Genomic DNA, 26,550 nt, shown 5'->3' on the forward strand with positions numbered 1-26,550 from the left:
GCAAGCTAATCACTGCCTGGTTCATCATTCCTTCGCCAACGCATTAATGTTGACACGGTGTCACTTTATGTGATAAGCTACAAGCATCATCCGGTGACACCGTGTCACTGAAAGGAGTGTTTTTATGGCAACACCAACGTTTGCCCATTTGCCCGCTGCCAAACAAGAACGGATTCTCGAAGCGGCGCGCACCGAATTTTCTCGTTATAGCCTTGCTGAGGCACAGGTCGCCCGAATTATCAAGGATGCCCAAATTTCGCGGGGTGCATTTTATAAGTATTTTACCGACCTTAAAGACGCCTACCACACCGTGTTTCAGGCGGCTATGACCACCGTTCATGCCCCCATTAAACACGCAATAACCAGTCCAAGCGAGCTTGCCCAGTTCGTAACGGCTATTCTCGCCTCCCCCTATGCCGCGTTTTTACGCCTGTACTTCACGGTCAACGAAGGGGTCATCAATGCCCATCCCGCTTTAACCAACCTCGCCCCGGTTGAATGGGCGGCTACCGTCCTTGCCCACGAAACGGTTCGGGCCGTTCTGGTTACGCCCGCTAACCAGCAGGACTTACTTCATCGCTATGCTACCGCAATTAATCACCTAAAGGAGGACCATCATGTTTCTCGCACTTAAAGAAATCACCCACGAAAAGCTCCGGTACGGGCTCATCGTCGCCCTGGTAACCCTGGTAAGCTTTTTAATCTTCATCTTAACCAGCCTCGCCCAGGGACTTTCCAACCAAAACACGGCTGCCATTAACTCGTGGCACACCCGCCAAATTGTCCTTACCAAGGACGCGAATACCAACCTGGCCCAGTCGTTGATTACCACTAAAGACGCCGGTAAACTTCACTTAGGGGCGAACGAGGCGTACGTAGGACAAGCGCCGGTTGTTTTAAAGGGAACTCACCGAACCAAGCAATCTGCCCAGTTCATCGGCTTGGCGCCCCACCAATACATCGCACAGCACTTACAACTAGTGGCAGGCCGCATGCCCAAAACAAACCATGAAATCATCCTGGACACTTCACTAAAAAACGCCGGCTATCAGCTCGGTGATCACGTCCGGTTAAACACGGTGGCCCAGCGCTTTACCGTCGTTGGGTTTACCAAAAACGCCAAGCTTAGTATTGCCCCGGTTATTTATGGCCGGTTGGCAAGTTGGCCGCAGCTCAAAAACATTCCCGCTGGATTTAAAGCAAGTGCCATAGTATCAAAACAGGCAAGCTTTAAAAGCACGGTAGGCAATCTCACGACGGTTCCGGTCGCTAAGTTTATCCAACAACTGCCCGGATACACTGCTCAAAACATGACCTTTGAATTTATGATTGGCTTTTTGATGGTAATTTCACTGATCGTCATTGCAGTCTTCTTGTACATCATTACCATGCAAAAGCTTTCCCAATACGCCGTCCTGCGGGCCCAGGGAATCCCCGCGCGCGTTTTAGTGAACGCCGTTCTCATCCAAGCGGTTCTCCTGACGGTCATCGGGTTAGCCCTTGGCGCCATACTAACGGCCGGGACGTTCCTAGTCGTTCCTGCCGCTGTTCCGTTGGCCGTTAACCTACCACTTCTCGGCGGGGTAAGCGTTGGCCTCATTGGAATGGCGCTCCTCGGAACCCTAATTCCGATCCGCACCATCCTTAAAGTTGATCCCATAACAGTGATTGGAGGTTAATTTCATGCCAGCAATTCAACTTACAAACGTTAACAAATTCTTTGGCCACGATGCTGCCCGCGTCCACGTCCTTTCAGACATCAACTTCACGGCTTCAGCGGGAAAAATGGTCCTTATTCTTGGCCCGTCCGGTTCGGGAAAAAGCACACTCCTCACCATTGCAGGGGGCTTACAAACCCCCACAAGCGGAACCGTTACCGTGGCCGGTAACGCCCTAACAACAATGGGCAAAAAGCAGCGCGACCAACTGCGGCTCACCCAGATTGGTTTTATCCTTCAAGCATACAACCTGGTTCCCTATCTAACAGTAACCGAACAGTTTGCCCTGGTGGATCGCGTTAAACGTACCGGTAATCTCAATCCCTCCCAACTTACCCAGCTACTAACGGATTTAGGCATTGCCCAATTACAACACAAGTACCCGGCAGAACTTTCCGGTGGTCAACAGCAACGGGTTGCCATCGCCCGAGCCCTGTATCCCGATCCCGCAATCATCCTCGCCGACGAACCTACCGCTGCCCTGGATAGCCCGCGGGTGGTTAAGGTAGGCCAACTCCTTGCCACGCTCGCCCGGGACTACCACAAGGCCGTTGTTGTTGTAACCCACGACCTGCGGCTCCGTGACTTTGCCGATGAAATCTATCACTTAGAAGACGGCCGGCTTACCAAAGAAACCACTCAAAAGTAATTTAACCAGCCCGTTAAACCACATAAAAAAACGTGGTGGAAGTTGTTACTTCCACCACGTTTTTTCAATCAAATTAGATGCTAAATTTCATTTTCCTGGGACTGATGAAACCCTTCCAGCTTCTTATTCCGGGATAATAACGTACAAATAATTGCCCCGATGGCCGCAATGATGAACAACCCAAAGACAGCAAGCCACCCCATATGATCGGCAATTATTCCGATTACTAGGGTAGCGACAACCGCCCCTAACACGTAACTAAAAGTACCTGATAAGCCGGCCGCCGCTCCGGCCGCAATCTTCGGCACAATTCCCATGGCGTACAAACCAATCGTCATTACCGGTCCGTAAATACCAAATCCAAGGCCAATTAAGACCGCATAATCGGCAAGCAGGTAGCGATTCCCTGCCGGGATAAACCAGTAAAGTACAACCAGAATCATGGTTAATCCCAGAAAAGCAACGTTAGTTAACGGCATCGAGTTATTAAAGACTTTCCGGCAAATTACCATAGCGCACAGCATTCCCAGCACGCCCCCGATTTCAAAGAACGAGAAACCGCCCATCCCAGCGGCAGCGTTCACGGCCTTCCCGCCAACACTCTGCGGGGCTGCCAAAAAACGCGGGGCCCACACAACAATCCCGTACCGAAGAACATAGACAAATGCCCCGTACATGCACGTCCACAGCAGTTTCGTGTTCGGTAAAATGTACTCGCGGATAACCACTTTCATCGGTGGTACCGCTGCCGGTTGCTTCTTGGCTGGCAAGTGGTGGTACTGTTCCACGGACGGCATCCCTACCGATTCTGGGGTGTCCTCCTGAATAAAGTACACGAACACCGCGATAATAATAACCACAATTCCGGGAAGCCAGTACGCCGCATGCGCTCGAGCCATGGCGTTATTTCCCGCAACCGCTAATCCTAATCCAGCCAAAGCCGGGGCGAGGGCTCCCCCAAAGTTATGGGCAAGGTTCCAAATTGACCCCCATAACGTCCGTTCCTCGTCATCAAACCAATACACCAGCGACCGCGAACATGGTCCGTACCCCATGCCCTGCAACCAGCCGTTAATCAGGTACATCACGGTAAAAATCCAAACGGTGGAAATAATTCCTGGGATCACCCCAATCAGGATGTTAACAATTCCCGATAAAATTAGTCCTAACGGCAAAAAAATCTTGGCGTTTGAACTGTCAGCAATATGGCCAGACACAAACTTGGAAATCCCATACGCCACGTACGACGCACACGAAATAATTCCAATTTGGGTGGCTGACATCTGCAAGATTCCGGAAAGAACCGCCGTGGTATTCCGCACAAAGTAATACCCCATGTACCCAACAAAAATACCAATAAAAACGCGTACACGGTACCGCGGGTAGCGCCGTTGTACCTCCGCATTATCACGAAGCGGTTGCGCGGGTGGTGGCGCTAATAATTGCTTTACCCAATTCATAATATCGCCCCCTAAAAAAATAACTGAAATAAATGTTTCATCACTATTATATCAAAAGTATAACCGTTTTATTAGATGAGTGTTATTTTCACAAACAAAAAAGAACCCAGAAAAACCTGGGTTCTTTTTCATTATCATTAACCGATAACCGATTAACGCTTGGAGAACTGTGAAGCTTTCCGGGCCTTCTTGAGACCTGGCTTCTTCCGTTCCTTCATCCGTGGGTCCCGCGTTAAGAGACCCGCACGCTTTAATGCGCCCCGGAAATCCGGGTCAACTTCAAGGAGTGCGCGGGCAATTCCGTGCCGCGTAGCACCAGCTTGTCCTGAGAAGCCACCACCGTTAACGTTGACGAGCACATCGTATGAGTCCTTTGTTTCCGTAACGTCAAACGGCTGAACCATGACTTCACGTAAGTTTGCAAATGGAATGTATTCTTCTGCAGGCTTGCCGTTCATCGTGATCTTACCAGTCCCCGGAACTAACCGGACCCGGGCAACTGAGTTCTTCCGGCGACCTGTACCGTAGTATTGTACTTGAGCCAATTCGATTTCCTCCTAGATCTAGATTAAGTTCGTAATATCTAATACTTCTGGCTGCTGTGCAGCATGCTTATGGTCAGCACCACGGTATACATGGAGCTTCTTCAGCTGCTGGCGACCAAGAGTACCCTTCGGCAGCATTCCCTTAACTGAAAGGGCAATGAGCTTCTCGGGATCCTTTTCACGGTAATCACCGGCTGTCCGTTCCTTTAATCCACCCGGATGGTTGGAGTGGTGGTAGTAGACCTTATTCTTAGCCTTTTTTCCGGTCAGCGCAACCTTCTCAGCGTTGATAACAATGACAAAATCACCAGTATCAACGTGCGGGGTAAACGTTGGCTTGTTCTTACCACGCAGAACAGATGCAACAACCGCTGATAATCGTCCCAAAGGAACATCAGTGGCGTCAACGACATACCATTTCCGCTCAACTTCGCCTGGCTTTGCAATATATGTTGTACGCACGATTATATCCTCCAATTTCTGTATGTTTGACAAACAATAAGGTTAACGGGGCTTACTGTGGGGCAAACAATACCAGCTAATATGATACTCTTTTGCCCCGCACGCGTCAATTACCTTCCCCGCTTTTTCGGGTTAATTCAAGTCCAGACTGATCATAATAAACGGCCTTTAAGTATAACCCGCTTGCTGGGGCTGTTTCACGGCATTCGTTACGGTCCTTAACTTTATAAAGCCGCCGGAAATCATGCACCGGCCGCCGCCCCGCACCAATTTCGAGCAGTGCAGCAACCATAATCCGCACCTGGTTATACAAAAAACCATTCCCGGTAAACGAGAAGATAACCTCGTCGTTTGCCTGGTCCTCCCGAACGGTTGCCTTATACACCGTCCGAACATGGTTGGTTGCTTGACTTCCCGCGGCCACAAAACTCGAGTAATCGTGGGTTCCTTCCACGTCCGGGAGGGCCGCCCTGATTTTAGCAAGATCCACCTTAAACTTATAGTGCCCGGTGTAATTTCGCTTAAACGGATTAACAAACTCTCCGCGACTGACCCGGTAAACGTACGTCTTCGCGTGGGCCGTATAGCGGGCGTGAAAGCTTGGGGGCACTACTTCGCAGGCCACCACCTCACAGTCCAAAGGCAGCATGCTGTTTAGCCCGCGGAGCATCCCCCGTGCCGGAATATCGTGGGGAAAATCAAAGTGGATTACCTGGCCGAGAGCGTGCACCCCCGCATCGGTCCGGCCTGACCCCACCACATGGATGAAATCATCCCGTTTACTCATCTTATTAAGGGCCCGCTCTAGAACCCCTTGTACCGTTCGCTTATAGGGTTGTACCTGGTAGCCCGCAAAATTAGTTCCATCATAGGCTAGCGTTACCTTGTACCGCGGCATCCGCCATCATCCCTTCTGCATTAAATTCATCCTAAGCACGGAGCCATACGAGCGCGCCCGTTAGCAGTACAAATGCCACTACCGCAACGGTATCCATCAGGTGCCACTGCTGGATGCGGTACTTTGTCCGGTGTGCGCCGTCCCGGTAACCCCGTGCCTCCATTGCAGTGGCGAGGTCCTCCGCCCGTTCAAACGAGCTAACAAAAAGTGGTACTAAGAGCGGAATTATGGCCTTAATCCGATCACGAACCTTTCCGGTACTAAAGCTAACCCCGCGCGCCCGCTGCGCATTCATGATTTTTTGGGTTTCATCCATCAACGTTGGCACAAACCGCAACGCGATTGATAACATTAACGCGATTTCTGCAACCGGTACCCGCATAAGTTTCAGGGGAGTCATCAGCGACTCCATGGCATCCGCAATTGCTAGTGGCGGTGTAGTAAGAGTCAACAGAGTTGACATACAAATAATTAGCATAAACCGGCAAAACACGAAAATCCCGTTGGTAATCCCCCCCGCCGTCAGAAAGAGAACCCCCCAGTGCCAGTAAACGGTCCCTCCCCGAGCAAAGAAAACCTGAAGCGTCACCGTTAAAAGGATCAACCAAACAAGGGGTTTCACCCCAGCGATAAAGAAACGGACAGACACCCGCGAAAGCACGACGCACCCCAACGTAAACGCACTTAATACCAGGTACGTTGCCCAATTATTTGCCAAGAAAATAATGGCAATAAACGCAAAACTAAGGGCTAGTTTAGCCCGAGCATCCATCCGATGAAGTATTGAATTGCCAGAGACGTACCGGCCTAATAATAGCTTAGTCATGGTGAGCCTCCTCTTGAAGCTGTGGAACAAGCTGGTCAGCAAGTTCGTGTTCGGTCAACGGTAACGGAGCAAACGTAAAGCCTCGCGCTACCAGCTTTTCCGCCATTGCTGCCGTTTGCGGCAACCGTAGGTGATGCGCACGGAGCCATTTTGCATCCGCAAATACCTGCCGCGGCGTTCCCGTCAGCAGCACCTGACCGTGTTCCATTACAACCACGTGATCAGCATAATCCGCCACGTCATCCATCTGGTGAGTCACCAGAATAATTGTGAGGTGGTGCTCCCGGTGTAACCGGTCGAACAGCTTCATCATGCTCCGCCGCCCCTGCGGATCCAATCCTGCCGTAGGTTCATCCAAAATCAGTGTATGAGGCTCCATTGCTAAGATTCCAGCAATGGCCGCTCGTCGCATTTGGCCGCCAGAAAGGTCAAACGGTGACTGGGTAAGCGTTGCTTCACTCAACCCTACCATGGCTGCCACCTTACGAGCAATTTGCTCCGCTTCGGTTGCGCTCTTGCCAAAATTACGCGGTGCAAAGGCGATATCCTTGAGCACCGTTTCCTCAAATAATTGCGCCTCCGGAAACTGAAATACAAACCCTACCTGCTGGCGGAGATCACTCAATTCCTTATTCTTCGTTGCGGGGGTAATCGTAACCCCGTTCACCGTCACTTGACCAGCTGTCGGCTTAAGTAACCCGTTGAAATGCTGGAGGAGCGTTGATTTTCCGCTCCCCGTATGCCCGATGATTGCCGTATAACTTTCATCTTCAATCCGAAGGGAAACATCCTGCAAAGCCGGGGTTGCCATGGGTGTGCCCGCCTGGTAGGTGTAACTTAAATGGTTGACTTCAATTGCGATAACCAGTTCACCATCCCTTCGTTTGTGAGGTATTCCTTAGGCACCCGGATTCCCCGGGCAGCAAGTGCCCGCTTTAAACGAGCAGAATACGGTACGTCTAATCCCCGAGCAACTAACGCATCTTCTTGTGCAAAAACGGTTGCCGGCGAAGCAGCAGTTACTACCTGACCATTATCCAACATAATCACCCGGTCAGCCAACCCGGCCTCATCAATATCATGCGTGATGGTAATAATCGTTAGCCCTTGTTCGTGAAGGGTGCGCATGAGTGTTACGATATCATCCCGGCCAGCCGGATCAAGCATACTAGTCGCCTCATCAAAAATGACAATCTCCGGGCGCAACGCTAACACCCCAGCAATCGCGACCCGCTGCTTTTGCCCTCCCGAAAGGCGGCTAGGAGCATGGGTAGCATACTCTGTCATTCCCACTACTTTCAGTGCAGCAGCTACGCGCCGGTGCATCTCTTCACGGGGAATTTCCTGATTCTCGAGGCTAAACGCCACGTCCCCCGCAACATCCGCTCCGACAAACTGATTATCTGGATTTTGAAAAACCATTCCGATCCGCCGCCGAACCGCCCAAATATGCTCTTCATCAACCGGAATCCCCGCAACGTGAATGGTCCCTGCCATCAGGGGAACCAGGCCGTCAAGTGTCCGGGCAAGGGTGCTCTTCCCACTACCGTTATGGCCAATTAAGGCAACCCACTCTCCCTGCTCAACCTGCAGTGAAACGTGCTGCAGTGCAGGATGATCCTCATCGCGGTACTGGACTGTTATGTCCTGAACATCAATGACCGGCATATTAATTCCTCCTGACCGTGTAATTCCCCCACATTATATCAGAGAACACGGAACCAGTACCATGATTTCCTTGGAATCCGCCATAAAATAAAAAATCACTTTTTACGGTGAATTTTCATCCTCACGGACTACTTAGGACTAGACTTGGCATTCGCCATCATCATAACATCCTTCCATCATCGTAAAAGTGACCCTTTACGTATTTAACTAGCAGATTTAATTAAACCAGTTCGATGATTGCCATCTGAGCAGCATCACCGCGCCGCCGGTCCATCTTCAAAATCCGCGTATACCCGCCGTTCCGTTCAGCGTAACGGGGAGCAACATCATCAAATAGCATCTGGAGTGCCGTCTTAATGCTTGCATCTTCGTCATTGTCGTTATCAACAACAACATCCATGATGTAACCAGCGGCTTTCCTGCGAGCAGATAAATCGCCCTTCTTACCAAGGGTAATCATCTTTTCAGCCATTTTCCGAACTTCCTTGGCCTTCTGAACCGTCGTCACAATCTTGCCGTTTACGATCAAATCGGTTGTCAAGTTCCGAAGCATTGCTTTCCGGTGTTCGCTGGTCCGTCCTAATTTACGATAAGCCATCAATAGTCCCTCCTTTATGTTGTTATTAGTCGTCTTGACGAAGACTTAACCCAAGTTCAGCTAACTTACCTTCAACCTCATCGAGGGACTTTCGTCCGAGGTTCCGCACCTTCATCATGTCAGCTTCTGACTTATCAGTCAGTTCCTGCACCGTGTTGATGCCGGCCCGCTTTAAGCAGTTGTATGACCGCACGGAAAGATCAAGCTCTTCGATGGTCATTTCCAGCATCTTCTCCTTGGCCGTCTCTTCCTTTTCAACCATGATTTCAGCATTCTTTGCTTCATCAGTCAGGTCGACGAACAGGGTCAGGTGTTCCGTTAAAATCTTAGCGGATAAGCTAATTGCCTCACTTGGCGTTAGTGAACCATTTGTCCACACGTCAAGGGTTAATTTGTCATAGTCATCCTTTTGACCAACACGCGTCTTTTCAACCTGATAATTGACGCGCTCGATTGGGGTATAAAGTGAGTCAATCGGTAAAACACCAATTGGCATATCATCTGCCTTGGCCTTGTTTTCATCAGCCGAAACATATCCCCGCCCCGTGTTGGCAGACAGCCGGGCGTGGAATGTGGCACCATCAGCAACCGTACAAATATACTGATCGGGGTTCAAAATTTCAACATCACTTGACCCCTGGATGTCACCAGCCGTTACTTCAAGCGGCCCGGTCACGTCAATTTCAAGGTCCTGCTTGTCTTCACCGTTGATTTTTAAGGCAACCTTCTTGAGGTTCAGGATTATCTTGGTGACATCCTCTAACACTCCGTCAACGGTTGAAAATTCGTGCAGAACACCATCAATCTGAACGTCAGTGATCGCTGCACCCGGTAACGAAGAAAGCAGAATCCGGCGTAACGAATTCCCGAGCGTCGTACCGTAGCCCCGTTCAAGCGGTTCAACGATAAACCGGCCATAGTCCTTCGTCTCTTCAATCTTATGAATTTTTGGTTTTTCAAATTCGATCATTAGTAATGCATACCCCTTTCAAAACGCATCGTGTCAGCCAACAAAACCGTTGCGAACCCGCCCCAACGGTAATGTCGCTATTAAACACGACGACGCTTTGGCGGACGGCATCCGTTATGCGGAACCGGCGTTACGTCCTTGATGGATGTAACCTCAAGCCCTGCGGCCTGAAGTGCCCGAATAGCAGCTTCACGCCCTGAACCAGGTCCCTTAACGGATACTTCAACGGTCTTCATTCCGTGATCCATTGCACTCTTTGCAGCGGCTTCCGCAGCCATCTGTGCAGCAAACGGCGTCGACTTCCGGCTACCCTTAAAGCCAAGTGCACCGGCTGATGACCATGCAACGGCGTTCCCGTGAACATCCGTAATCATCACGAGGGTGTTGTTAAAGGTTGAGTGAATGTGTGCCACACCGGACTCAATGTGCTTCTTTGCCCGGCGCTTCCGTGACTTCTTAACTGCCATGAACGATCTAACCTCCTTTTATTTTAATTTATTATTTCTTCTTCCCTGCAATTGAAACCGCTGGGCCTTTCCGCGTGCGGGCGTTGTTCTTGGTGTTTTGACCACGAACTGGTAAGTGCCGCCGGTGACGAAGGCCTCGGTAAGAGCCAATTTCAGAAAGACGCTTAATGTTCATGGAAACTTCCCGCCGAAGGTCCCCTTCGACGTCATACTTGTTAACTTCCACCCGGATCTTGTCTTCCTGTTCGGCTGTCAGGTCACGAACGCGAACGTCTTCTGAAACGCCAGCGTCTGCTAAGATCTTCTTAGCGCGTGAGTTACCGATTCCATAAATGTAGGTCAACCCAATGACAATCCGCTTGTCACTTGGTAAGTCAATCCCTGCAATACGAGCCATTACAATTACACCTCCTTATCTTATGATCCTTGACGTTGCTTGTGCTTCGGGTTATCGCAAATAACCATAACGCGACCCTTGCGCTTGATTACTTTGCAGTGTTCGCACATTGGTTTAACTGATGGTCTTACTTTCATGAATCATACCTCCTAAAAAATTTTTTCGAAGGACAATCTATTTAAAGCGATAGGTAATGCGACCCTTAGTCAAATCGTAAGGGGACATCTCAACCGTTACCCGGTCACCCGGCAAAATCCGAATGTAATGCATCCGAATCTTCCCGGAAACGTGGGCAAGAATCTCGTGCCCGTTCTCAAGTTCAACTTTAAACATCGCATTAGGCAACGTTTCTTTGATTGTCCCTTGAATCTCAATCACATCATCTTTCGCCACGTAAAAGTACCTCCTTAAATTGGTTGTGAAACTTTACCCGTCGTCAACACGTGAGTAGTTTCCCATCCGGGAGAGTCCCACCATTTTCTGCGGGCCGGTGCAAAAAAGTGCAAACTAAGCCCATTGAAAAAGTAAACCTGAATTATCATAGCACACGAGACAGCTTTCGACAAGCATTCACGCCATAATAATTCAGGCAATTCACCGTTAATTACGGTAACTTACTCTACAACTACTTGATAGTAGCTAAAACTTGCTTGATGGCCGCAAAAACGGCATCAATCTCCTGATTCCCGTCCACGTTGTAAAGAATTCCCTTCTGCTTGTAAAAGTCTAGCAGCGGCGTGTTCATCTTCATGTTAACGTCCAACCGGTTCTTGACCGTTTCCGGCTTATCATCATCCCGCTGGAAGAAGTTATGTCCGCCACACCGGTCACACGTTCCCGCTACCTTAGTCGGGTTAAAGACCTTATGGTACGTTGCACCACAGTCACGGCAAACAAACCGGCCAGTCAACCGCTCCATTAAAGATTGCGGGTCAACGTCAATGTTAATCACGCAGTTTAACGGCTTACCTAACTCCGCCCCAAACTGATCGAGAGCCTTAGCTTGGACCATGTTCCGTGGAAAACCGTCCAACATGTACCCATCGTTCACATCGTCTTCAGCCAACCGCTCCTTTACGATACCGTTAGTAACTTCATCCGGCACAAGTTCGCCCTTATCGATGTACTTCTTAGCTTCCTTGCCCATTTCCGTTCCATTTTTTATGGCAGCGCGAAAAATATCTCCCGTTGAAATATGGGGAATTTTATATTCATCAACAATCCGTTCAGCCTGGGTGCCTTTGCCAGCGCCGGGCAAGCCCATTAACATTAAATCTAAACCCATGTTATCCCTTCTTTCAAAAAATCACTTCTTCAGTGTACTGCAATTAGCCTTTAAATTTAAGTCTACTATTTGGTTTCTTTTTGACTATTGCATAAAAATAAACGCCGGCAAAATTTATTGCCAGCGCTCATTCTTGTACTATCTTATTCCTTTTTCTTCTTTCGATCCCCCCATCCCAAGAAGGCTAATAGATTAGCAAATACGATTAACAAGGCTCCTAATATACCGCCATGGTTAGCAGCATTTCCTGTATCCGGTAACTTTCCTACGCCCGAATGATTTTCCGTCTGACCATGATCACTGCTTGACTGACCTTGGATATTATTTAAAGCAGCCTTTGTCACAGTTGAACTGCTATTATTAGCGTTCTTTTGTTTAACTTGTTCTTGGCCTAAAGTCTTCTCAGTTGAAGCCGAAGTCTTATGAAGATGACTAACAGTATTATTTGACGCATTATGCTTTTCAGAACTACCCGTTGTTGTGTGAGCGGTTGTCCCGTTTGTATCACTATGCGAGTGATCCGTATTAGCAGCTGCATGCTCTTTGTTGGCCGTGTACGTGATCGTCTGCGTGTCATCCGCACTGCTTTCCGTCACGTCCACTGCGCTACTTTGCGTGGCACTCGGCGTGTACCCCGTGATCGTCGGTGATGTCACGGCCGGAAACGTCTGCGTTGACGGCGTCCAATCTCCTTCAGCAATCACCTCATGTGTCACTTGGTCAACCGTTACACTGCGATTAAATGTCAAAGAATTCGTTGCATCCGATGCCGCCTGACTCCCATCACTGTAGACGTAATGGATCGTCTGATGCACCGTATGTGTTAATTCGTCTGCTGATACATTGTCAGGGTTATTCCCCACACTGTCAGTCCGTGTATTATGTTCAAAAACAATCTTATAAACAGGAACCGTACCGTCGTAATTGTACACAACGCCACTCGCCGGAAATTCATCACTTGATAATTTATACCCCTTATCAATGTACTGTTGAATTGTTGCAGCAGGGTTGTAGCTATCAGTAGTCCCATACGCTCCGCTAAGAGTAACCGATGACATAACGCTATTATCAGTACCATCAATATACTCCACCTGTGCACGTTCCTGGTTGGCCGTATACGTAATCGTTTGCGTATTATCCCCCGTCGTTGGGTCAACACTTACAGCCTGACTCGTTTCTTCCCCAGGAATTACCGTATAACCTGTAATTGTTGGTGATGTCACAGCTGGAAATTCTTCCGTTGTTGGAGTCCATGCCCCATCTGTCTGTACTCCAGTAACCTTATTCGTCGAAACTGTGCGTGTAAAGGTTACTGAACTATCCTTATCAGGTGCAATTGTTTTCCCATTTTGATCAACGTAATGAATAACCTGATTAATTGTTTTTGACTCCGTGGACGTAGTTACATTTTCTTTTAAGACAACATCATACGATTTTACTACGCCATCCTCATCGAACTTTGCACCCGAAGAAGGATAGTTATCCTGTACCAGGACATATCCTTGACTTTCCAACTTAGCAATTTCACTAGCAGTGGTATAAGAGGATGTCGTATCGTACGCCCCTGTCAACGTATCCGTAGTAATTGTTTTACCCGTCGTTTGATCAATATAATTAACGGTAATCTTTTCCTGGTTAGCAGTATAAACAATATTTTGGACATTGTTTGTTGTTGACCCGTCCACATTAGAGATTACCTCACTCTGCGCCTTTGAAGGGGTGTAACCCGTAATGGTAGGTGACGTTACGGCAGGAAACTCACCCGCCGATGGTGTCCAAGTACTGTTTTGGATATCCCCGGTTACGTTATCCTTCGTTTGCGTCCGTGAGAAGCTTAACTGTTTATTAACTGACGGTGCTGCCTGTTGCCCATTCGCATAGTTGTAGTTAATCGTTTGCGTGACGGTAGCCGTCTGCGTACTTGTCGTATATGTGTGCTTCAGCACCACCGTATACGATTGCGGACTATTCGTATAAATTAAACTTGATGGAACGTTACTGCTTACCTCTGCATAACCATTTTTCTCGAATCCATCAATTAACGTGGTCGCATCATAATCCGGACTTGCGTTGTAATTGCCGCTCAACGTATCCGTCCGTAACGTCTTCTTACTAGTTTCATCATAATAAGTAATAGTAATTGACGATTGAACCGGACTATAAACCACCGTCTTTTCAATATTGGCATCAGTTGCCTTAACCCCATCAACTGCCGGAATCGTCGTTACATTGGGCGTATATCCCTCAATCGTTGGAACCGTAATTGCCGGAAAATCATCACTACCAACTGCCGTATACGTCCCATCAGTTCCCTTCTCAAAGGTGATCGTTTCCGTCGTTGGGGCATGTAACACAACTCCACTACTATTTATATAGTTAATAGTTTCAGTAACCGTCGAAGTATCCCCAGTAGGAGTCTGTGTCCCACCGTTTTTGCTATAAACAATGGTTTCGTTTGAATCAGATGAATTACTGTCTACCGGAACAACCCCACTATCAGTTTGACTAGGCGTGTACCCCGCAACGGTTGGGGATGTAACTGACGGAAATTCCGCTGGATCCGTCGTCGTAGTCCAATCGGTATAGGTAATTGCTCCCGTAACGTTATCCTTTGTAGCTCCCCGCGTGTACGTGATCGACTGCACTACATCTGGCGCAACCGTTTTTCCGGATGAATCAACGTAATGAATTGTATGGGTAATTACCTTTGTCAACCCTTCTGAGTCGGCGGGTAGTTTAGTTGTTGTATGCGTTAAGTCTATCTCATAGTGCTGATCACCCGTATTATCGAATTTCAGTCCACTTGCTGGAATTGTATTCTTCGCAACGTTATACCCGGCATCCTCAAATGACTTCAAAACACTCTGATAGTCATAGTCAGGTGAAGTATTATAATCCCCCTGCAAAATCTTCTCCTGTAAGATTTTGTGTTCGTCCATATCGTAATAAACAATCGTCATTTCTTCTTTATTGGCAACATAAACAATTGTTTGGGTATTATCAGGACTATCAGCAGTAACTCCCGTCACCGGTGAAGATTCACTGTAACTAGCCGTATATCCCGGAATCTGTGGCGATTGAACCGCAGGAAACTCGTCAGTTCCGGTTTCATTTGTCCACAAACCATACGTCACGTTTCCTGTAACTAGATCCGTCGTTTCCGGTCGCGTAAAAGTAATTGTGGTGGTCTTTGTCGGCTCAGCTTGCGTCCCATCTGCATACTGGTATTTAATCGTTTGCGTGACAACCTTAGTTTGTGTCCCAGTCTGGGTTTTATGCGTCAGTTTAACCTGATATTCTGGAACAGTTCCATCATTTGTACTGTCCCACGTAATTGAACCCGGCCAATTATTCGATGCGACATCATAATTAGGGTAGTTACTATTCAAGTAACTATTAATATCGTAGGACGACGTTTTTCCGTACGTCCCGTTAACATTAATAGTTGTTAAAACCTTTCCACCATCTGTTTCATCGATAATTTGAATCTTAGCCGTTTCTTGGTTAGGTGTATACTCATACGTTACCGTTTGCGCACTGCTTGTTACTTTCCCCGTTGCATTACTTGGGGTCTTACTTAACGTATACCCAGTAATTGTTACGGGTTTAGTCGTGTAAGTATAACCAACATACGGCGTACTACTGGTATTACCGCTATCATCCGTATACGTTGCAGTCCCAGTCTGTAACACTTCTCCGGTTGACGCATCCACATACTTAACGGTAACTGCGCCCCCTTGAACTAGAGGGTTTTTCTTGAAAATTAAGGTATTATAGTTATACGCATATCCCGATCCAGCATTATAGGTAAACCCCTGGTCGCCCACATACGTATATCCTCTTGCCTCAATCATTTTAACGTACGGCGTAACAAACGTTTCCGCCTGGTCAGACGTTTTATTAGTACAACCAACAGGATAGTACAGTGTATTTCCCTTATCATCTGAGAAGAAAAAAGTCCACGTACCGTAATAAGGATCGTCATACGGATCATCCGTAGACGAAGTCGATGCCAATGTTAACGGCATAGCCTTCGCCACTGGCAACATTGAAGATGCTACATTACTTTGAGCTTCCTTTGTATTCTCATTGTTCGCCTGATGTTCAACTGGCGTAGATGCTTCCTGTGAATCCTGAGACGATTGTGTCGTCGTAACAGACGAACTATTTGCAGAAACGGAAGTAACATTCTCTGATACGGGACGCACAGTTGACCGCACACCTTCTGTTGTTTGTTTCCCCGTTTCTACACTTGTAGAATTAGAACTTACCTGACTATTACCATTCTCCACAGATTCAGATGAACTGGATTTGCTTACGGTTGTAGCCTGCTCATCAGATTCAGATGAACTGGACTTACTTACAGTTGTAACCTGTTCATCAGATTCACTTACTGAATTCGCTTGATCAGCATTGACTTGCACTAACCGTCCAACACCAACAGTTAAAAAAGTAATCGCAGCAGCAACCCACATCTTACCTTTTTTATATAATTTAACTCTCCGAATTTTATCTCCAAGGTAGGTTTTATTTCTCATTTTAATGTTCCTCTTAGTTATACAATTACTATTTTTCTAAAAACATCATTAATCCCTGTACTGTTATTTTACTAACTATATTACCATGTTACATGGTACTATACTTCTAATACACATTCATTTTTCTCAGCTATCTTCGATTTTTTTTAAATCTTTTATAGTCTTTATAAATTCTGTTAATAACAAAGATACCTATTTTAAGCGACGATTCTTTATTGCAATTCCACTTCTTCAAATGCCATCATTCAACAAGTAAATTAATCATCACTACTTCGAATATGTCTCACAACTTGAGTTCTTTGGAACAGACCTCTTTATTTGTCAAACGGCTGAGTCTAATGTTAATCATTTTTCAAAATATATGTTTTCCCAAAAATTCAATATGCCGAGCAGATTTTGCCATCCAGATAGAAACAAGAACATCCTCCGTTGATTTCAATTTAGTTTCACTCCCAGCATAATTCCATTTAACAATGTCAATTCCAATTACAGGTAGAAATTATGTTTTGAAATTAAGTGCTCCTGTTAACAAACACCCGATTTATAATTTAGTGGATTAATATCCGCCAAGGATCACCAAACACTCAAGCCAGGTTTAAGCACAATTAAGTGGTCAAGCCTGGCTTCTTTTTATTTTTCTGCTTTATCTAACTTCAAAAACTCTAGCGTGAGTCCCTGCTCAGTATTTCCGAGATTTCCACTACAAAAACGACATAATCAAGGACGCCCTTGCCTGTATAAAAGTTTTTATAAAGCCTTTAAACTGTTACTTTATTTCTTAGTGACGTTTCCGTAAAAGAAGAAACCCAGCTCCTGCCAGCACAATAACACCAATAACTACTAAACCACCCGCAATCATGTCACCAGTGTCCGGTAATTGTTTCAACCACGAAGCCTGTTTACTGCTCTGTTTTGCCGGTTGTTTGGCTATAACACGGCCAGTATGAGCTTTGGCATTTGCTGAACTAGCCACGCTTGAAGCTGAACTATGGGCCGACTTTACCGGAGCAAAGGTCTGTGCTGAGCTACTTACTTTCTTATTACTAAAGTGCCCGCTCACACTTGAACTAGAAGCTTTTTCTGCCTTAGCGGAACTTGAGCTCGAAGACTGCGCTGAATTATCCGGAGTATCCGTTACGGTTACCGTACCACTCTTAGTCGTATCCGAAATGTTGACCGGGTACAACTTATTATTAATCGTGTATCCAGATGGCGCCGTAACTTCCTTTACCAAGTAATCTCCGGAATCAAGCTTAGTAAAGTGGGCTAATCCATCCGCTCCAGTCGTTTCTTCATCAATGATCTGATGATCCTTCGTAAACAAGGCAAACTTAGCACCAGCTAGCGGTTTCTTGGTAGTCGCATCTACTTTTTGTACGGTTAGCTCTCCTTCATCAAAGACGACATTCCCCCGTAGCTCTCCTGGAAGCATCGCTGAATCCGTTCCGGTCTGGCTCAAGTTTGCGGCCGAAATAGTAGCATTATTTTTATAATTGGTCTCACTTTTACTGGTAATTTTTGCCTCATACGAAACATGAATAGCGAGGTTCGTGCTTGGCACGTTGATAGTAATTTGCGATCCATTTGTCGTAACCTTCGCATTTGGCGCAGAAATAGCCCCGGTAAAGGTTCCGTTATCATAGTACCCCTCTTGAACCTTCACCGAACCTGGTACTAATTCCATTCCGGGCCCCATATTGTCGGTAATTACCGGATCCTTTAAATCAGCGTTATGCAAGTTAGCAACAACATCCCAATGAATGATGCTGCTATCATCCTTGTCAAACCAACCAACCTTGTTAATTGCTGCAGCTAATGTTGCTGGGTTGGTATCACTACCATTCGCTACAGTACTAGGAGACGGTGCATTTGAATTATTCGTCGTCTCCGTAGTGGTTCCAACTACTCCCACACTCAACGTAATTGAACGGTTTAATTTTCCATGAAGATCATTATTAAACGTAATTGTCCCGGTCTTCGCCCCCGCAGCAATTGTGGCTGTCCCTGCCACATTACCATTTTGGTCATAAATATTACAGTTCTGTGCATTTGCAACCTGGACATTATCCGGCAAAGTAAACGTCGTCGTATCACCATCATTAATCTGCGCGGAATCCGCAATGCTGCCATGATACTTAACGGTATATGCCTGGTAACGACTAAGAGTAGTCTGACCCGTTACGTCTTTTCCGCTTGCATCATACACAGTGGCATTCGCGGCCCCTAATCCACCAACGCTAACAGAACTAGCCTTAGCTCCTCCCCAGGTGGTGACAAACGTCGCCAAACAAAGGATAACTGCAGCAAACAACGCTCCTATTTTCCTAAATCGTTTCATTTTCAACACGCTCCTATTAAAAAATCCTTTGCAATCGTAATAAGAAAGTATGATGAAAATGTTAAATGATAAGCTATCTTTAGCTGATTATCTGTTTCTTAATTAGCTTTAAATAATGTTTTACTCTATTTCTAAAAGCGCTTTGCCAAATTCCATTGATGAAGAAAATAAACCGCATGTTCCGGTACCTTCCCATTTCTAAGCAACACAATTCAGCGAATAAATTAACTATAATTACAAACCACCCGCTAAAGCCATTTAATTTTATGCACAGTGTCCTTTCTTTTAATGCATCATTAAAGTAGTAATTACGTTCTAAACACAGCATAGTTCTACTTAACAATCAATAAAAATATTATCCCCAATATATTAAGAGCAAACTGAAAATAACCGTTAATAACATTTATCACAACTAACCTTTTACATTATGTATATCATGCTTTTTTGCCGTTCAAAGTACCAAAACGTCACTGACACACTTTAATGTTTAACCATGCCGCCAGGATTTAATGTAGTGTACAAAAAACGCCGCCTAAAAATAGGCGACGTATTCTTTCCATCAACAGGATTTGACAAAGAGCCTTAATATTTAATCACATCAACAAAATTTAATGTAAGGCCTAAAAAAAGACGCATTCCACAGATACCTGCAGAAATACGCCGCAATTACTCTCCATGCGCAATGATATATCAAACAGAATTCGCTGTCAATGAATAAGATCTATTTTTTCGATATCATTATCTCTAAAAATCTCATTAAATATGCTTTCTTTGAACTCACTATTTCGTAAACTAAAAACATATTTACGATAATCTCTTATCAAAGAATTACACTCTGTCTTAGTAAACTGAAGAATACTCATGAAATGATATACAAGAGCAACGTAATCAGTTATTGATTCAAAAGTGAAGTTATATCCATCAACACTAAATTTATCAGAGAAGTAAGTACATAAACTTCGAGGAATTCCCCCTGTTAAAAAACGACAATCAAAAACTGGTTTATTATGGGCCACCGCATTACGTAAATCTTTTAATAAATAAATACTCTTTACCAAGAGAAGAGGATCATATCCCCCATGTAAATCAAAGCCAATATTTTCACACAATCTTCGTTTATCAGACACACTGAGATTCTCTATAAAGGTACCTAGGTCACCTAGTGTTGTTACTTCAAAGTACGCCCATATCGGTATAGGTTCATTCTCATGAATATAATGGCGAATAATATCGTTGTAATTATATTCGGCAGCGATTTTTCTATCTACACTGCTCTTTAATTTGAGAAATCTTTTATTTTGCTTTTCCCAAGTCTTTCGATCACTTTGCCTTCTTGAATTCTCGTAAACACGCTTCAAATCATCAGCGTAAGTAAGGCGGCTATCGATTATGGAATAAATTGATGGATCATTATGCGAAACTACGCAGGCAATAAAATGGTTATTAAGAGCAGTCTCTACCTTCATTAGCTGAGGATAAAACAAGGATTTTAAAAAATTATCAAGGGCATAGATCCTTTTTATTTCATCAAAATCATCAATCATCAACTCATTATACCCAGGACTCGTAAAACGATATGCCTTATACGAATGATAGTATCCCATGTTAATAAGATCCGCCTTATGCCTACTACCACTAATTTTTACTCCATGTTTATCTCTAATATGACGCATTAATCCGTCAGTTGTTTTCCCCATTTTTTTATTCATACAGGTATCTCCAAATAATATATTTTTGCAGAATAATACCAGAGGTACGTCCATAGCCATGATAGCAAAATCATCTTTAGTCGAACACTGTAATTTTTAATATTCATTACCAATAGGTCCCTACCGGTTTTCACTATTCTGTAATATGAAACGATTAAGCGTATACATGTAAGTTGTCAAAAGCTAACAATGCCACGTACGTTCTACTTAGATAACACATTTATTCCTAAAGTATGCAAAAAACCCCGCCGACATGGTTTAATACTTAACCACATCAACAGGATTTAATGTAGAACTCATAAAATTAATGATTAATTCTCTACCGGATAAAGCCAACATACTTACGCTTCATCATCATACCTTCCATCTGCCGAACCGTGTCAAGTGTAACCCCAACAACGATTAACAGACTCGTTCCTCCCAATCCAATGGATTGATTCAACCCAAAGATTGCGGATGCGATTAATGGGATTAACGAAACAAACCCTAAAAAGAGGGATCCGACCGAACTTAACCGCATCAATAACCGGGAAACATACTTTTGCGTTTCCTTCCCCGGCCAAACTGACGGAATGTAACTTCCCTGCTTTTGCAGATTCTCCGCAAGTTTTTCAGGATTTACCTGAACAAACGCATAGAAGAACGTGAAGACAATGATTAAAATGGTGTATAACGTCATTCCCGGAATCGTCTGCATGTTAAAGATATCCGTTGCCACCTTAAACCACGTAGCTCCTTGGAATTTCGACGTAAAGGCCATTAGAATCGTCTGGGGCGTTGCGATAAACGAACTAGCAAAGATCACGGGGATCACTCCAGCCACGTTCACCTTTAACGGCAGAAACGAGTTATCACTCGTTCCCGCCATTCGCCGAGTATACTGAATCGGCACCCGGTACTTGGCTTCCTCAACGTAGGTCACAAAGACTACGATAATCAAAACTGCAATAACTAAGGCGACTACCTCGGCCACTGGCACCCAGATATTACCCGGGGCCGAACCGAACCATTCCTTGACAACTTCATGAATCGCACTTGGGGTCCGGGCAAGAATCCCGGCCATAATAATGATGGACACCCCATTCCCGATTCCTCGATCGGTAATCATGTCCCCCAACCACGTCGTAAACATCGTTCCGGCAGTCAGGATAATTCCAATCATCAGGTACGTTGAGAGGCTTGGCCGCTCAATTAAGTGCAACCCACTCAGTGCGTTAAACCCAGCGGTAATTCCAATTGATTGTACAAACGCAAGCACAATCGTCAGGTAACGCGTTACCTGATTTAATTTTCGCCGACCGACTTCCCCCTGTTTACTCCACTCCACAAACCGCGGCACAATATCCATCTGAAGTAATTGCACCACGATTTGGGCGGTAATGTACGGGGAGACCCCCATCGCAAGGATGGAGTAGTTCGTCAGCCCACCGCCACTGAAAGTATTCAGAATACTGACTAACCCCGTCGACGCGACGCTTTCCAGTGCCTTAGCGTTAATCCCGGGGACGGTGATATAAGTGCCTAGACGAAAGACAATCAAGATACCCAGAGTGAAGAGCAACTTCTTACGAATTTCCTTCACCTTTAGGGCATTCTTCATTGTTTTAAGCATTAAATCACCTCAGCGTTTCCACCAGCGGCTTCAATAGCTTCCTTGGCTGAAGCGGAGAACTTGTGCGCCTTAACGGTCAGCTTCTTGTTCAATTCGCCATTACCAAGAATCTTAATTCCATCCTTTTCGTTCTTAACAATGCCCTTTTCAACCAAAATAACTGGTGAAACTTCAGCACCGTCTTCAAAGCGGTCGTTCAACGTTGATAAGTTAACAATCGCGTATTCCTTCCGGTTAATGTTGTTGAAGCCCCGTTTTGGCATCCGCCGAAAGAGTGGCATCTGCCCTCCTTCGAAACCAAGCCGGATCTTGTAACGGGCCTTTTGCCCCTTTTGACCACGGCCAGCGGTCTTCCCCTTACCTGCTGAAGTCCCACGACCAACACGCATCCGTGCTTTCCGCGAACCTTCACTCGGCTTTAATTCATTTAATTTCATTGGGTTGGCACCTCCTTATATCATTATGGTAATTACTTAACCAGTTCGACGTCGACTAAGTGGTTAATCTTCCGAATAGCCCCACGCATTGCAGCGTTATCCGGAACGATGGCTGAACTGTTAATCCGGCCTAACCCAAGTCCCTTAACGATTTTCCGTTGAGACTGAGGACGTCCAATGACAGAGTGCTTTAATGTAACTTTAATCTGAGCCATAATTCAGTCCTCCTTCTTATTCAGCCAGGTGCTGAACTGAAACGCCCCGTAATTCAGCAACGTGTTCAGCACTCTTCATCCGGGTCAATCCATCAAAGGTTGCCCGGACAACATTGACCGGCGTGTTTGAGCCAATCGACTTACTTGTCACATCGTCAACCCCAGCAAGTTCCATAACGGCACGAACGGCACCACCAGCAGCAACTCCAGAACCGGCCGTTGCTGGCTTCAGCATAATCCGGCTTCCGCTGTATTGACCAATGATTTCGTGAGGAAGCGTTGTTCCAACGATTGGCACTTCAATTAAGTTCTTCCGTGCAGCATCAACGGCTTTCCGGATGGCTTCAGGAACTTCCTGCGCCTTACCGGTCCCGAAACCAACGTGACCATTGTGGTCGCCAACGATTACCAGCGCAGCAAACCGTAAGCGCCGACCACCCTTAACAACCTTCGTAATCCGGTTGATTGCTACAACGCGATCTTCTAAATCTAATTGTGCTGGATCGATAAAAGTCATAAACGGTATTCCTCCTTTTCCTAAAAGTCTAAGCCATTTTCACGTGCAGCTTCTGCTAAAGCCTGAACGCGTCCATGATACAGGTATCCACCACGGTCAAATACAACTTCCTTGATACCCTTGTCTGCAGCACGCTTAGCAACCAGCGCACCAACCGCACTTGCTTGCTCAGTCTTGGTGCCAGCGCTAACTTCACTATCTAATGTAGAGGCACTAACCAGCGTCACACCCGCTACGTCATCAATTACTTGAGCGTAGATGTTTTTGTTTGAACGATAAACATTTAAGCGTGGGCACTCAGCAGTACCAGAAATTTTCCCCCGAACACGGGCGTGACGCCGTTGCCGCGTCTTGTTCTTGTCTGGTTTCGAAATCACAATTTTCACCTCTTAATTTAGTTACAGCGGTTATGCTGCATATTTATTACTTACCAGTCTTACCTTCCTTACGCCGTACGTACTCGCCAACGTAACGAATTCCCTTTCCTTTATATGGTTCCGGCTTCCGGGTTTCACGAATCCGGGCAGCGCAATCGCCAACCTTTTCCTTATCGATTCCGGAAATGGTAATCTGGGTTTGAGACGGGCATTCAAACTTGATACCCTCTTCTTCCTCGAAGTTTACTGGATGGGAGTACCCAACGCTCAGTACAAGGGTCTTTCCCTTCATCTGGGCACGGTACCCAACCCCGCGTAATTCGAGCTCTTTCTTAAAGCCCTTAGTAACTCCTTCAACCATGTTGTTGAAGTTCGCCCGGGTTGTCCCGTGCAGCGACTTCATCTTATTATCATCTGATGGCCGGTCGAAGGACACCGTTGAACCATCAATCTTCATCGTAATCTTTTCAGGAAATTCCCGGGTTAATTCACCCTTTGGTCCCTTTACGGTTACCGTATTACCATCGCGCTTTACTTCAACGCCTTCCGGTAACTCAACTACTTTATAACCAATCCGACTCACGAGTATGCCACCTCCTGTCGTTGTTAGATCTTACCAAACGTAGGCCAATACTTCGCCACCGATGTTCTTTGCCCGGGCTTCCTTATCAGTCATAACCCCTTCTGAGGTTGACAGGATGGCAATCCCTAACCCGTTTAACACCTTCGGCACAGCGTCAGCCTTAACGTATGACCGTAGTCCTGGCTTTGAAATTCGCTTAATACCAGAAATAACGCGTTCCTTGTTCTTACCATACTTCAGGAATACACGGATGATACCCTGCTTGTCATCATCAATGTATTCAACATCGCGGATAAATCCTTCATCCTTCAGGATATCAGCGATGGCATGCTTGATTTTTGATGCAGGAATTTCAACTGATTCGTGGTGCGCCATGTTAGCGTTCCGAATCCGGGTTAAGAAATCTGCAATTGGATCACTCATAGCCATGTTATTTTTGCCTCCTTCGTCCTTGTAGTCGCTGAATTACCAGCTAGCCTTCTTCATGCCAGGAATTTGTCCCTTATGAGCAAGTTCGCGCAGGCAAACACGGCATAACTTAAACTTCCGGTAAACAGAATGTGGCCGGCCACAACGTTGGCAACGGGTGTATTCCTGCGTCGAGAACTTTGCTGGCCGCTTGTTCTTAGCAATTTGTGACTTTTTAGCCAATGTTTAAACCTCCTCTTATTTAGCGAATGGCATTCCGAGCTGGGTTAACAGTTCCTTTGATTCTTCGTCGGTGTTGGCCGTCGTAACAATAACAATGTCCATCCCACGAACCTTGTTAACCTTATCAAAATCAATTTCTGGGAAGATCAGCTGTTCCCGAATCCCTAGGGTGTAGTTTCCCCGGCCGTCAAAGGCCCGCTTGCTAACACCATGGAAATCCCGCACACGCGGAAGTGAAACCGAAACCAACTTGTCTAAGAATTCGTACATCCGCTGGCCACGCAGAGTTACCTTGCAACCAATCGGCATCCCTTCACGCAGCCGGAATCCGGCAATGGACTTCTTAGCACGCGTAATCACTGGCTTCTGCCCAGCAATCAGGGTTAATTCATCAACCGCTTCGTCCAGGTTCTTGGCGTTGCTTACAGCATCACCAACCCCCATGTTGATCACGATCTTATCAACCTTAGGTGCCTGCATGATCGAAGTGTAGTTGAACTTTTCCATCATTGACGGCACGATCTCTTTTTCATACTTTTCCTTTAAACGATTTGCCATGAAGACGATGTCCTCCTTTCCTGTCAAACTAGTCTAACGTCTCGCCGGATTTTTTTGAAACCCGGACCTTCTTGCCATCGACAACCTTGTACCCGACACGGGTTGGCTTGCCGTCCTTCGGGTCGATGAGCATTACGTTTGATGCATCAATGGGAGCCTCGACTTCAATGATCCCACCGTTTGGGTTGGCATTACTTGGCTTCTGGTGCTTCTTAACGATGTTGACACCTTTAACAACCACCCGGTTAGCAGCTGGAATTACCTGTTCAACAACACCTTCCGTGCCCCTGTCCTTTCCAGCAATAACCTTAACCTTATCATTCTTCTTAACGAACATTCTTATTCGCACCTCCTTGCCAGTCGGTCATATTACAATACTTCCGGTGCTAAGGAGACGATCTTCATGAAGTCCCCGTCACGGAGTTCACGGGCAACTGGCCCGAAGATCCGCGTGCCCTTAGGTGACTTATCATCACCGATGATGACAGCAGCGTTCTCATCAAACTTAATGTATGAGCCATCTGCCCGGTGCGCACCAGATTTCGTCCGAACAACAACTGCCTTGACAACGTCACCCTTTTTGACAACGCCACCTGGTGTTGCTTGCTTAACAGTAGCAACAATAATATCGCCGATGTTAGCGGTCTTAACGCGGGAACCACCAAGGATCTTAATTACTAAGAGTTCGCGCGCCCCAGAGTTATCAGCGACTTTCAAACGACTTTCTTGTTGGATCACAGTATGTGTCCTCCTTTCGCTATTAGGTCAGAATACGAATCAAAGTAATTAAACTGCTAGATAATAACAGCCTTTTCGTTAATTTCAACTAAGCGGAACCGCTTCTTAGCTGAGAGCGGCCGTGTTTCCATGATGGTGACAATGTCGCCAATCTTAGCTTCGTTGTTTTCATCGTGGGCCATGAACTTCTTTGAGTACTTAACCCGCTTACCGTACGTCTTGTGGTTCTTGTACGTCTCAACAACAACGGTAATCGTCTTATCCATCTTGTCTGAAACAACGCGGCCCTTGTATACCTTACGCTGGTTACGTTCTTCGCTCATGCGTGGTTAAC

The 26,550-nt window shown here is 46.2% G+C and carries 32 protein-coding genes; 3 read left to right on the forward strand and 29 right to left on the reverse strand.

What is annotated here, in order from left to right:
- Positions 1-124: 124 nt before the first annotated feature.
- The 3 genes from ACI3EZ_RS05145 to ACI3EZ_RS05155 are packed head-to-tail and all read left to right on the forward strand — an operon-like array spanning position 125 to position 2,367.
- Positions 125-634, forward strand: a complete 510-nt coding sequence (locus ACI3EZ_RS05145) for a TetR/AcrR family transcriptional regulator (RefSeq protein ID WP_405024307.1) — start codon at positions 125-127, stop codon at positions 632-634.
- The gene (locus ACI3EZ_RS05150; protein WP_405025754.1) at positions 618-1,679 is read left to right on the forward strand and encodes an ABC transporter permease; all 1,062 of its coding nucleotides are present in this window, start codon (positions 618-620) and stop codon (positions 1,677-1,679) included. Before ACI3EZ_RS05145 ends, ACI3EZ_RS05150 begins: the two co-directional genes overlap by 17 nt.
- A gap of 4 nt (positions 1,680-1,683) precedes the next feature.
- Positions 1,684-2,367, forward strand: coding sequence for an ABC transporter ATP-binding protein (locus ACI3EZ_RS05155; protein WP_405025755.1), 684 nt, complete (start codon positions 1,684-1,686; stop codon positions 2,365-2,367).
- An 80-nt stretch (positions 2,368-2,447) separates the two neighbouring features.
- On the opposite strand, the gene ACI3EZ_RS05160 is transcribed toward ACI3EZ_RS05155, so the two are convergent.
- The 29 genes from ACI3EZ_RS05160 to rpsQ all read right to left on the reverse strand — a co-directional run bounded on the left by ACI3EZ_RS05160 (position 2,448) and on the right by rpsQ (position 26,539).
- Positions 2,448-3,827: an MFS transporter gene (locus tag ACI3EZ_RS05160; RefSeq protein ID WP_405025756.1), complete on the reverse strand. Its 1,380-nt coding sequence runs from the start codon at positions 3,825-3,827 to the stop codon at positions 2,448-2,450.
- A 152-nt stretch (positions 3,828-3,979) separates the two neighbouring features.
- A complete protein-coding gene (rpsI, locus tag ACI3EZ_RS05165; RefSeq protein ID WP_405024303.1) occupies positions 3,980-4,372 on the reverse strand; it encodes a 30S ribosomal protein S9 in 393 nt (130 codons plus the stop codon).
- An 18-nt stretch (positions 4,373-4,390) separates the two neighbouring features.
- A complete protein-coding gene (gene rplM, locus ACI3EZ_RS05170; RefSeq protein WP_283582064.1) occupies positions 4,391-4,834 on the reverse strand; it encodes a 50S ribosomal protein L13 in 444 nt (147 codons plus the stop codon).
- A gap of 106 nt (positions 4,835-4,940) precedes the next feature.
- Complete coding sequence (gene truA / locus ACI3EZ_RS05175; RefSeq protein ID WP_405024302.1) at positions 4,941-5,732, reverse strand: tRNA pseudouridine(38-40) synthase TruA; 792 nt, start codon at positions 5,730-5,732, stop codon at positions 4,941-4,943.
- Between the two features lie 31 nt (positions 5,733-5,763).
- Positions 5,764-6,558, reverse strand: coding sequence for an energy-coupling factor transporter transmembrane component T family protein (locus ACI3EZ_RS05180; protein ID WP_405025757.1), 795 nt, complete (start codon positions 6,556-6,558; stop codon positions 5,764-5,766).
- Entirely contained in the window at positions 6,551-7,420 is an 870-nt protein-coding gene (locus tag ACI3EZ_RS05185) for an energy-coupling factor ABC transporter ATP-binding protein (protein ID WP_405025774.1), read from the reverse strand. The genes ACI3EZ_RS05180 and ACI3EZ_RS05185 overlap by 8 nt, the downstream gene beginning before the upstream one ends.
- Entirely contained in the window at positions 7,396-8,226 is an 831-nt protein-coding gene (locus tag ACI3EZ_RS05190; protein WP_405024300.1) for an energy-coupling factor transporter ATPase, read from the reverse strand. Before ACI3EZ_RS05190 ends, ACI3EZ_RS05185 begins: the two co-directional genes overlap by 25 nt.
- A gap of 220 nt (positions 8,227-8,446) precedes the next feature.
- The gene (gene rplQ, locus ACI3EZ_RS05195) at positions 8,447-8,824 is read right to left on the reverse strand and encodes a 50S ribosomal protein L17 (RefSeq protein WP_405024299.1); all 378 of its coding nucleotides are present in this window, start codon (positions 8,822-8,824) and stop codon (positions 8,447-8,449) included.
- A gap of 25 nt (positions 8,825-8,849) precedes the next feature.
- On the reverse strand, positions 8,850-9,794 hold the full coding sequence (locus ACI3EZ_RS05200) for a DNA-directed RNA polymerase subunit alpha (protein ID WP_283582059.1): 945 nt from the start codon (positions 9,792-9,794) through the stop codon (positions 8,850-8,852).
- A gap of 80 nt (positions 9,795-9,874) precedes the next feature.
- Entirely contained in the window at positions 9,875-10,261 is a 387-nt protein-coding gene (gene rpsK, locus ACI3EZ_RS05205) for a 30S ribosomal protein S11 (protein WP_283582058.1), read from the reverse strand.
- A gap of 31 nt (positions 10,262-10,292) precedes the next feature.
- A complete protein-coding gene (gene rpsM, locus ACI3EZ_RS05210; protein ID WP_283582057.1) occupies positions 10,293-10,658 on the reverse strand; it encodes a 30S ribosomal protein S13 in 366 nt (121 codons plus the stop codon).
- 20 nt (positions 10,659-10,678) lie between these two features.
- Positions 10,679-10,795, reverse strand: coding sequence for a 50S ribosomal protein L36 (gene rpmJ, locus ACI3EZ_RS05215; protein ID WP_283582056.1), 117 nt, complete (start codon positions 10,793-10,795; stop codon positions 10,679-10,681).
- A gap of 37 nt (positions 10,796-10,832) precedes the next feature.
- Positions 10,833-11,051: a translation initiation factor IF-1 gene (gene infA, locus ACI3EZ_RS05220; RefSeq protein ID WP_283582055.1), complete on the reverse strand. Its 219-nt coding sequence runs from the start codon at positions 11,049-11,051 to the stop codon at positions 10,833-10,835.
- Positions 11,052-11,283: 232 nt separating this feature from the next.
- Positions 11,284-11,943: an adenylate kinase gene (locus tag ACI3EZ_RS05225; RefSeq protein WP_405025758.1), complete on the reverse strand. Its 660-nt coding sequence runs from the start codon at positions 11,941-11,943 to the stop codon at positions 11,284-11,286.
- 143 nt (positions 11,944-12,086) lie between these two features.
- Positions 12,087-16,481, reverse strand: coding sequence for a mucin-binding protein (locus ACI3EZ_RS05230; RefSeq protein ID WP_405025759.1), 4,395 nt, complete (start codon positions 16,479-16,481; stop codon positions 12,087-12,089).
- Between the two features lie 778 nt (positions 16,482-17,259).
- A complete protein-coding gene (locus ACI3EZ_RS05235) occupies positions 17,260-18,819 on the reverse strand; it encodes a SpaA isopeptide-forming pilin-related protein (RefSeq protein ID WP_405025760.1) in 1,560 nt (519 codons plus the stop codon).
- A gap of 707 nt (positions 18,820-19,526) precedes the next feature.
- Entirely contained in the window at positions 19,527-20,528 is a 1,002-nt protein-coding gene (locus ACI3EZ_RS05240; RefSeq protein ID WP_405025761.1) for an Abi family protein, read from the reverse strand.
- A gap of 319 nt (positions 20,529-20,847) precedes the next feature.
- On the reverse strand, positions 20,848-22,140 hold the full coding sequence (gene secY / locus ACI3EZ_RS05245; RefSeq protein WP_405024295.1) for a preprotein translocase subunit SecY: 1,293 nt from the start codon (positions 22,138-22,140) through the stop codon (positions 20,848-20,850).
- Entirely contained in the window at positions 22,140-22,577 is a 438-nt protein-coding gene (gene rplO, locus ACI3EZ_RS05250) for a 50S ribosomal protein L15 (RefSeq protein ID WP_405024294.1), read from the reverse strand. The genes secY and rplO overlap by 1 nt, the downstream gene beginning before the upstream one ends.
- 32 nt (positions 22,578-22,609) lie before the next feature.
- A complete protein-coding gene (gene rpmD / locus ACI3EZ_RS05255; RefSeq protein WP_283582045.1) occupies positions 22,610-22,792 on the reverse strand; it encodes a 50S ribosomal protein L30 in 183 nt (60 codons plus the stop codon).
- 16 nt (positions 22,793-22,808) lie between these two features.
- Positions 22,809-23,309 (reverse strand): 30S ribosomal protein S5, encoded by a 501-nt coding sequence (gene rpsE / locus ACI3EZ_RS05260; protein WP_405024293.1) that lies wholly within the window; start codon positions 23,307-23,309, stop codon positions 22,809-22,811.
- Between the two features lie 20 nt (positions 23,310-23,329).
- Positions 23,330-23,695 (reverse strand): 50S ribosomal protein L18, encoded by a 366-nt coding sequence (gene rplR / locus ACI3EZ_RS05265; protein ID WP_405024292.1) that lies wholly within the window; start codon positions 23,693-23,695, stop codon positions 23,330-23,332.
- A 37-nt stretch (positions 23,696-23,732) separates the two neighbouring features.
- Positions 23,733-24,269, reverse strand: a complete 537-nt coding sequence (gene rplF, locus ACI3EZ_RS05270; protein WP_405024291.1) for a 50S ribosomal protein L6 — start codon at positions 24,267-24,269, stop codon at positions 23,733-23,735.
- Positions 24,270-24,299: 30 nt separating this feature from the next.
- Positions 24,300-24,698: a 30S ribosomal protein S8 gene (rpsH, locus tag ACI3EZ_RS05275; RefSeq protein WP_405024290.1), complete on the reverse strand. Its 399-nt coding sequence runs from the start codon at positions 24,696-24,698 to the stop codon at positions 24,300-24,302.
- A 36-nt stretch (positions 24,699-24,734) separates the two neighbouring features.
- On the reverse strand, positions 24,735-24,920 hold the full coding sequence (locus ACI3EZ_RS05280) for a type Z 30S ribosomal protein S14 (RefSeq protein WP_283582040.1): 186 nt from the start codon (positions 24,918-24,920) through the stop codon (positions 24,735-24,737).
- Between the two features lie 15 nt (positions 24,921-24,935).
- Positions 24,936-25,478 (reverse strand): 50S ribosomal protein L5, encoded by a 543-nt coding sequence (rplE, locus tag ACI3EZ_RS05285; RefSeq protein WP_283618281.1) that lies wholly within the window; start codon positions 25,476-25,478, stop codon positions 24,936-24,938.
- Positions 25,479-25,506: 28 nt separating this feature from the next.
- Entirely contained in the window at positions 25,507-25,815 is a 309-nt protein-coding gene (rplX, locus tag ACI3EZ_RS05290; RefSeq protein WP_405025762.1) for a 50S ribosomal protein L24, read from the reverse strand.
- Between the two features lie 32 nt (positions 25,816-25,847).
- Positions 25,848-26,216, reverse strand: a complete 369-nt coding sequence (rplN, locus tag ACI3EZ_RS05295; RefSeq protein ID WP_283582037.1) for a 50S ribosomal protein L14 — start codon at positions 26,214-26,216, stop codon at positions 25,848-25,850.
- Between the two features lie 56 nt (positions 26,217-26,272).
- A complete protein-coding gene (gene rpsQ / locus ACI3EZ_RS05300; protein WP_283582036.1) occupies positions 26,273-26,539 on the reverse strand; it encodes a 30S ribosomal protein S17 in 267 nt (88 codons plus the stop codon).
- Between the last annotated feature and the right edge of the window lie 11 nt (positions 26,540-26,550).

This window comes from Ligilactobacillus sp. LYQ60, from assembly GCF_045033015.1.
GTDB lineage: Bacteria > Bacillota > Bacilli > Lactobacillales > Lactobacillaceae > Ligilactobacillus.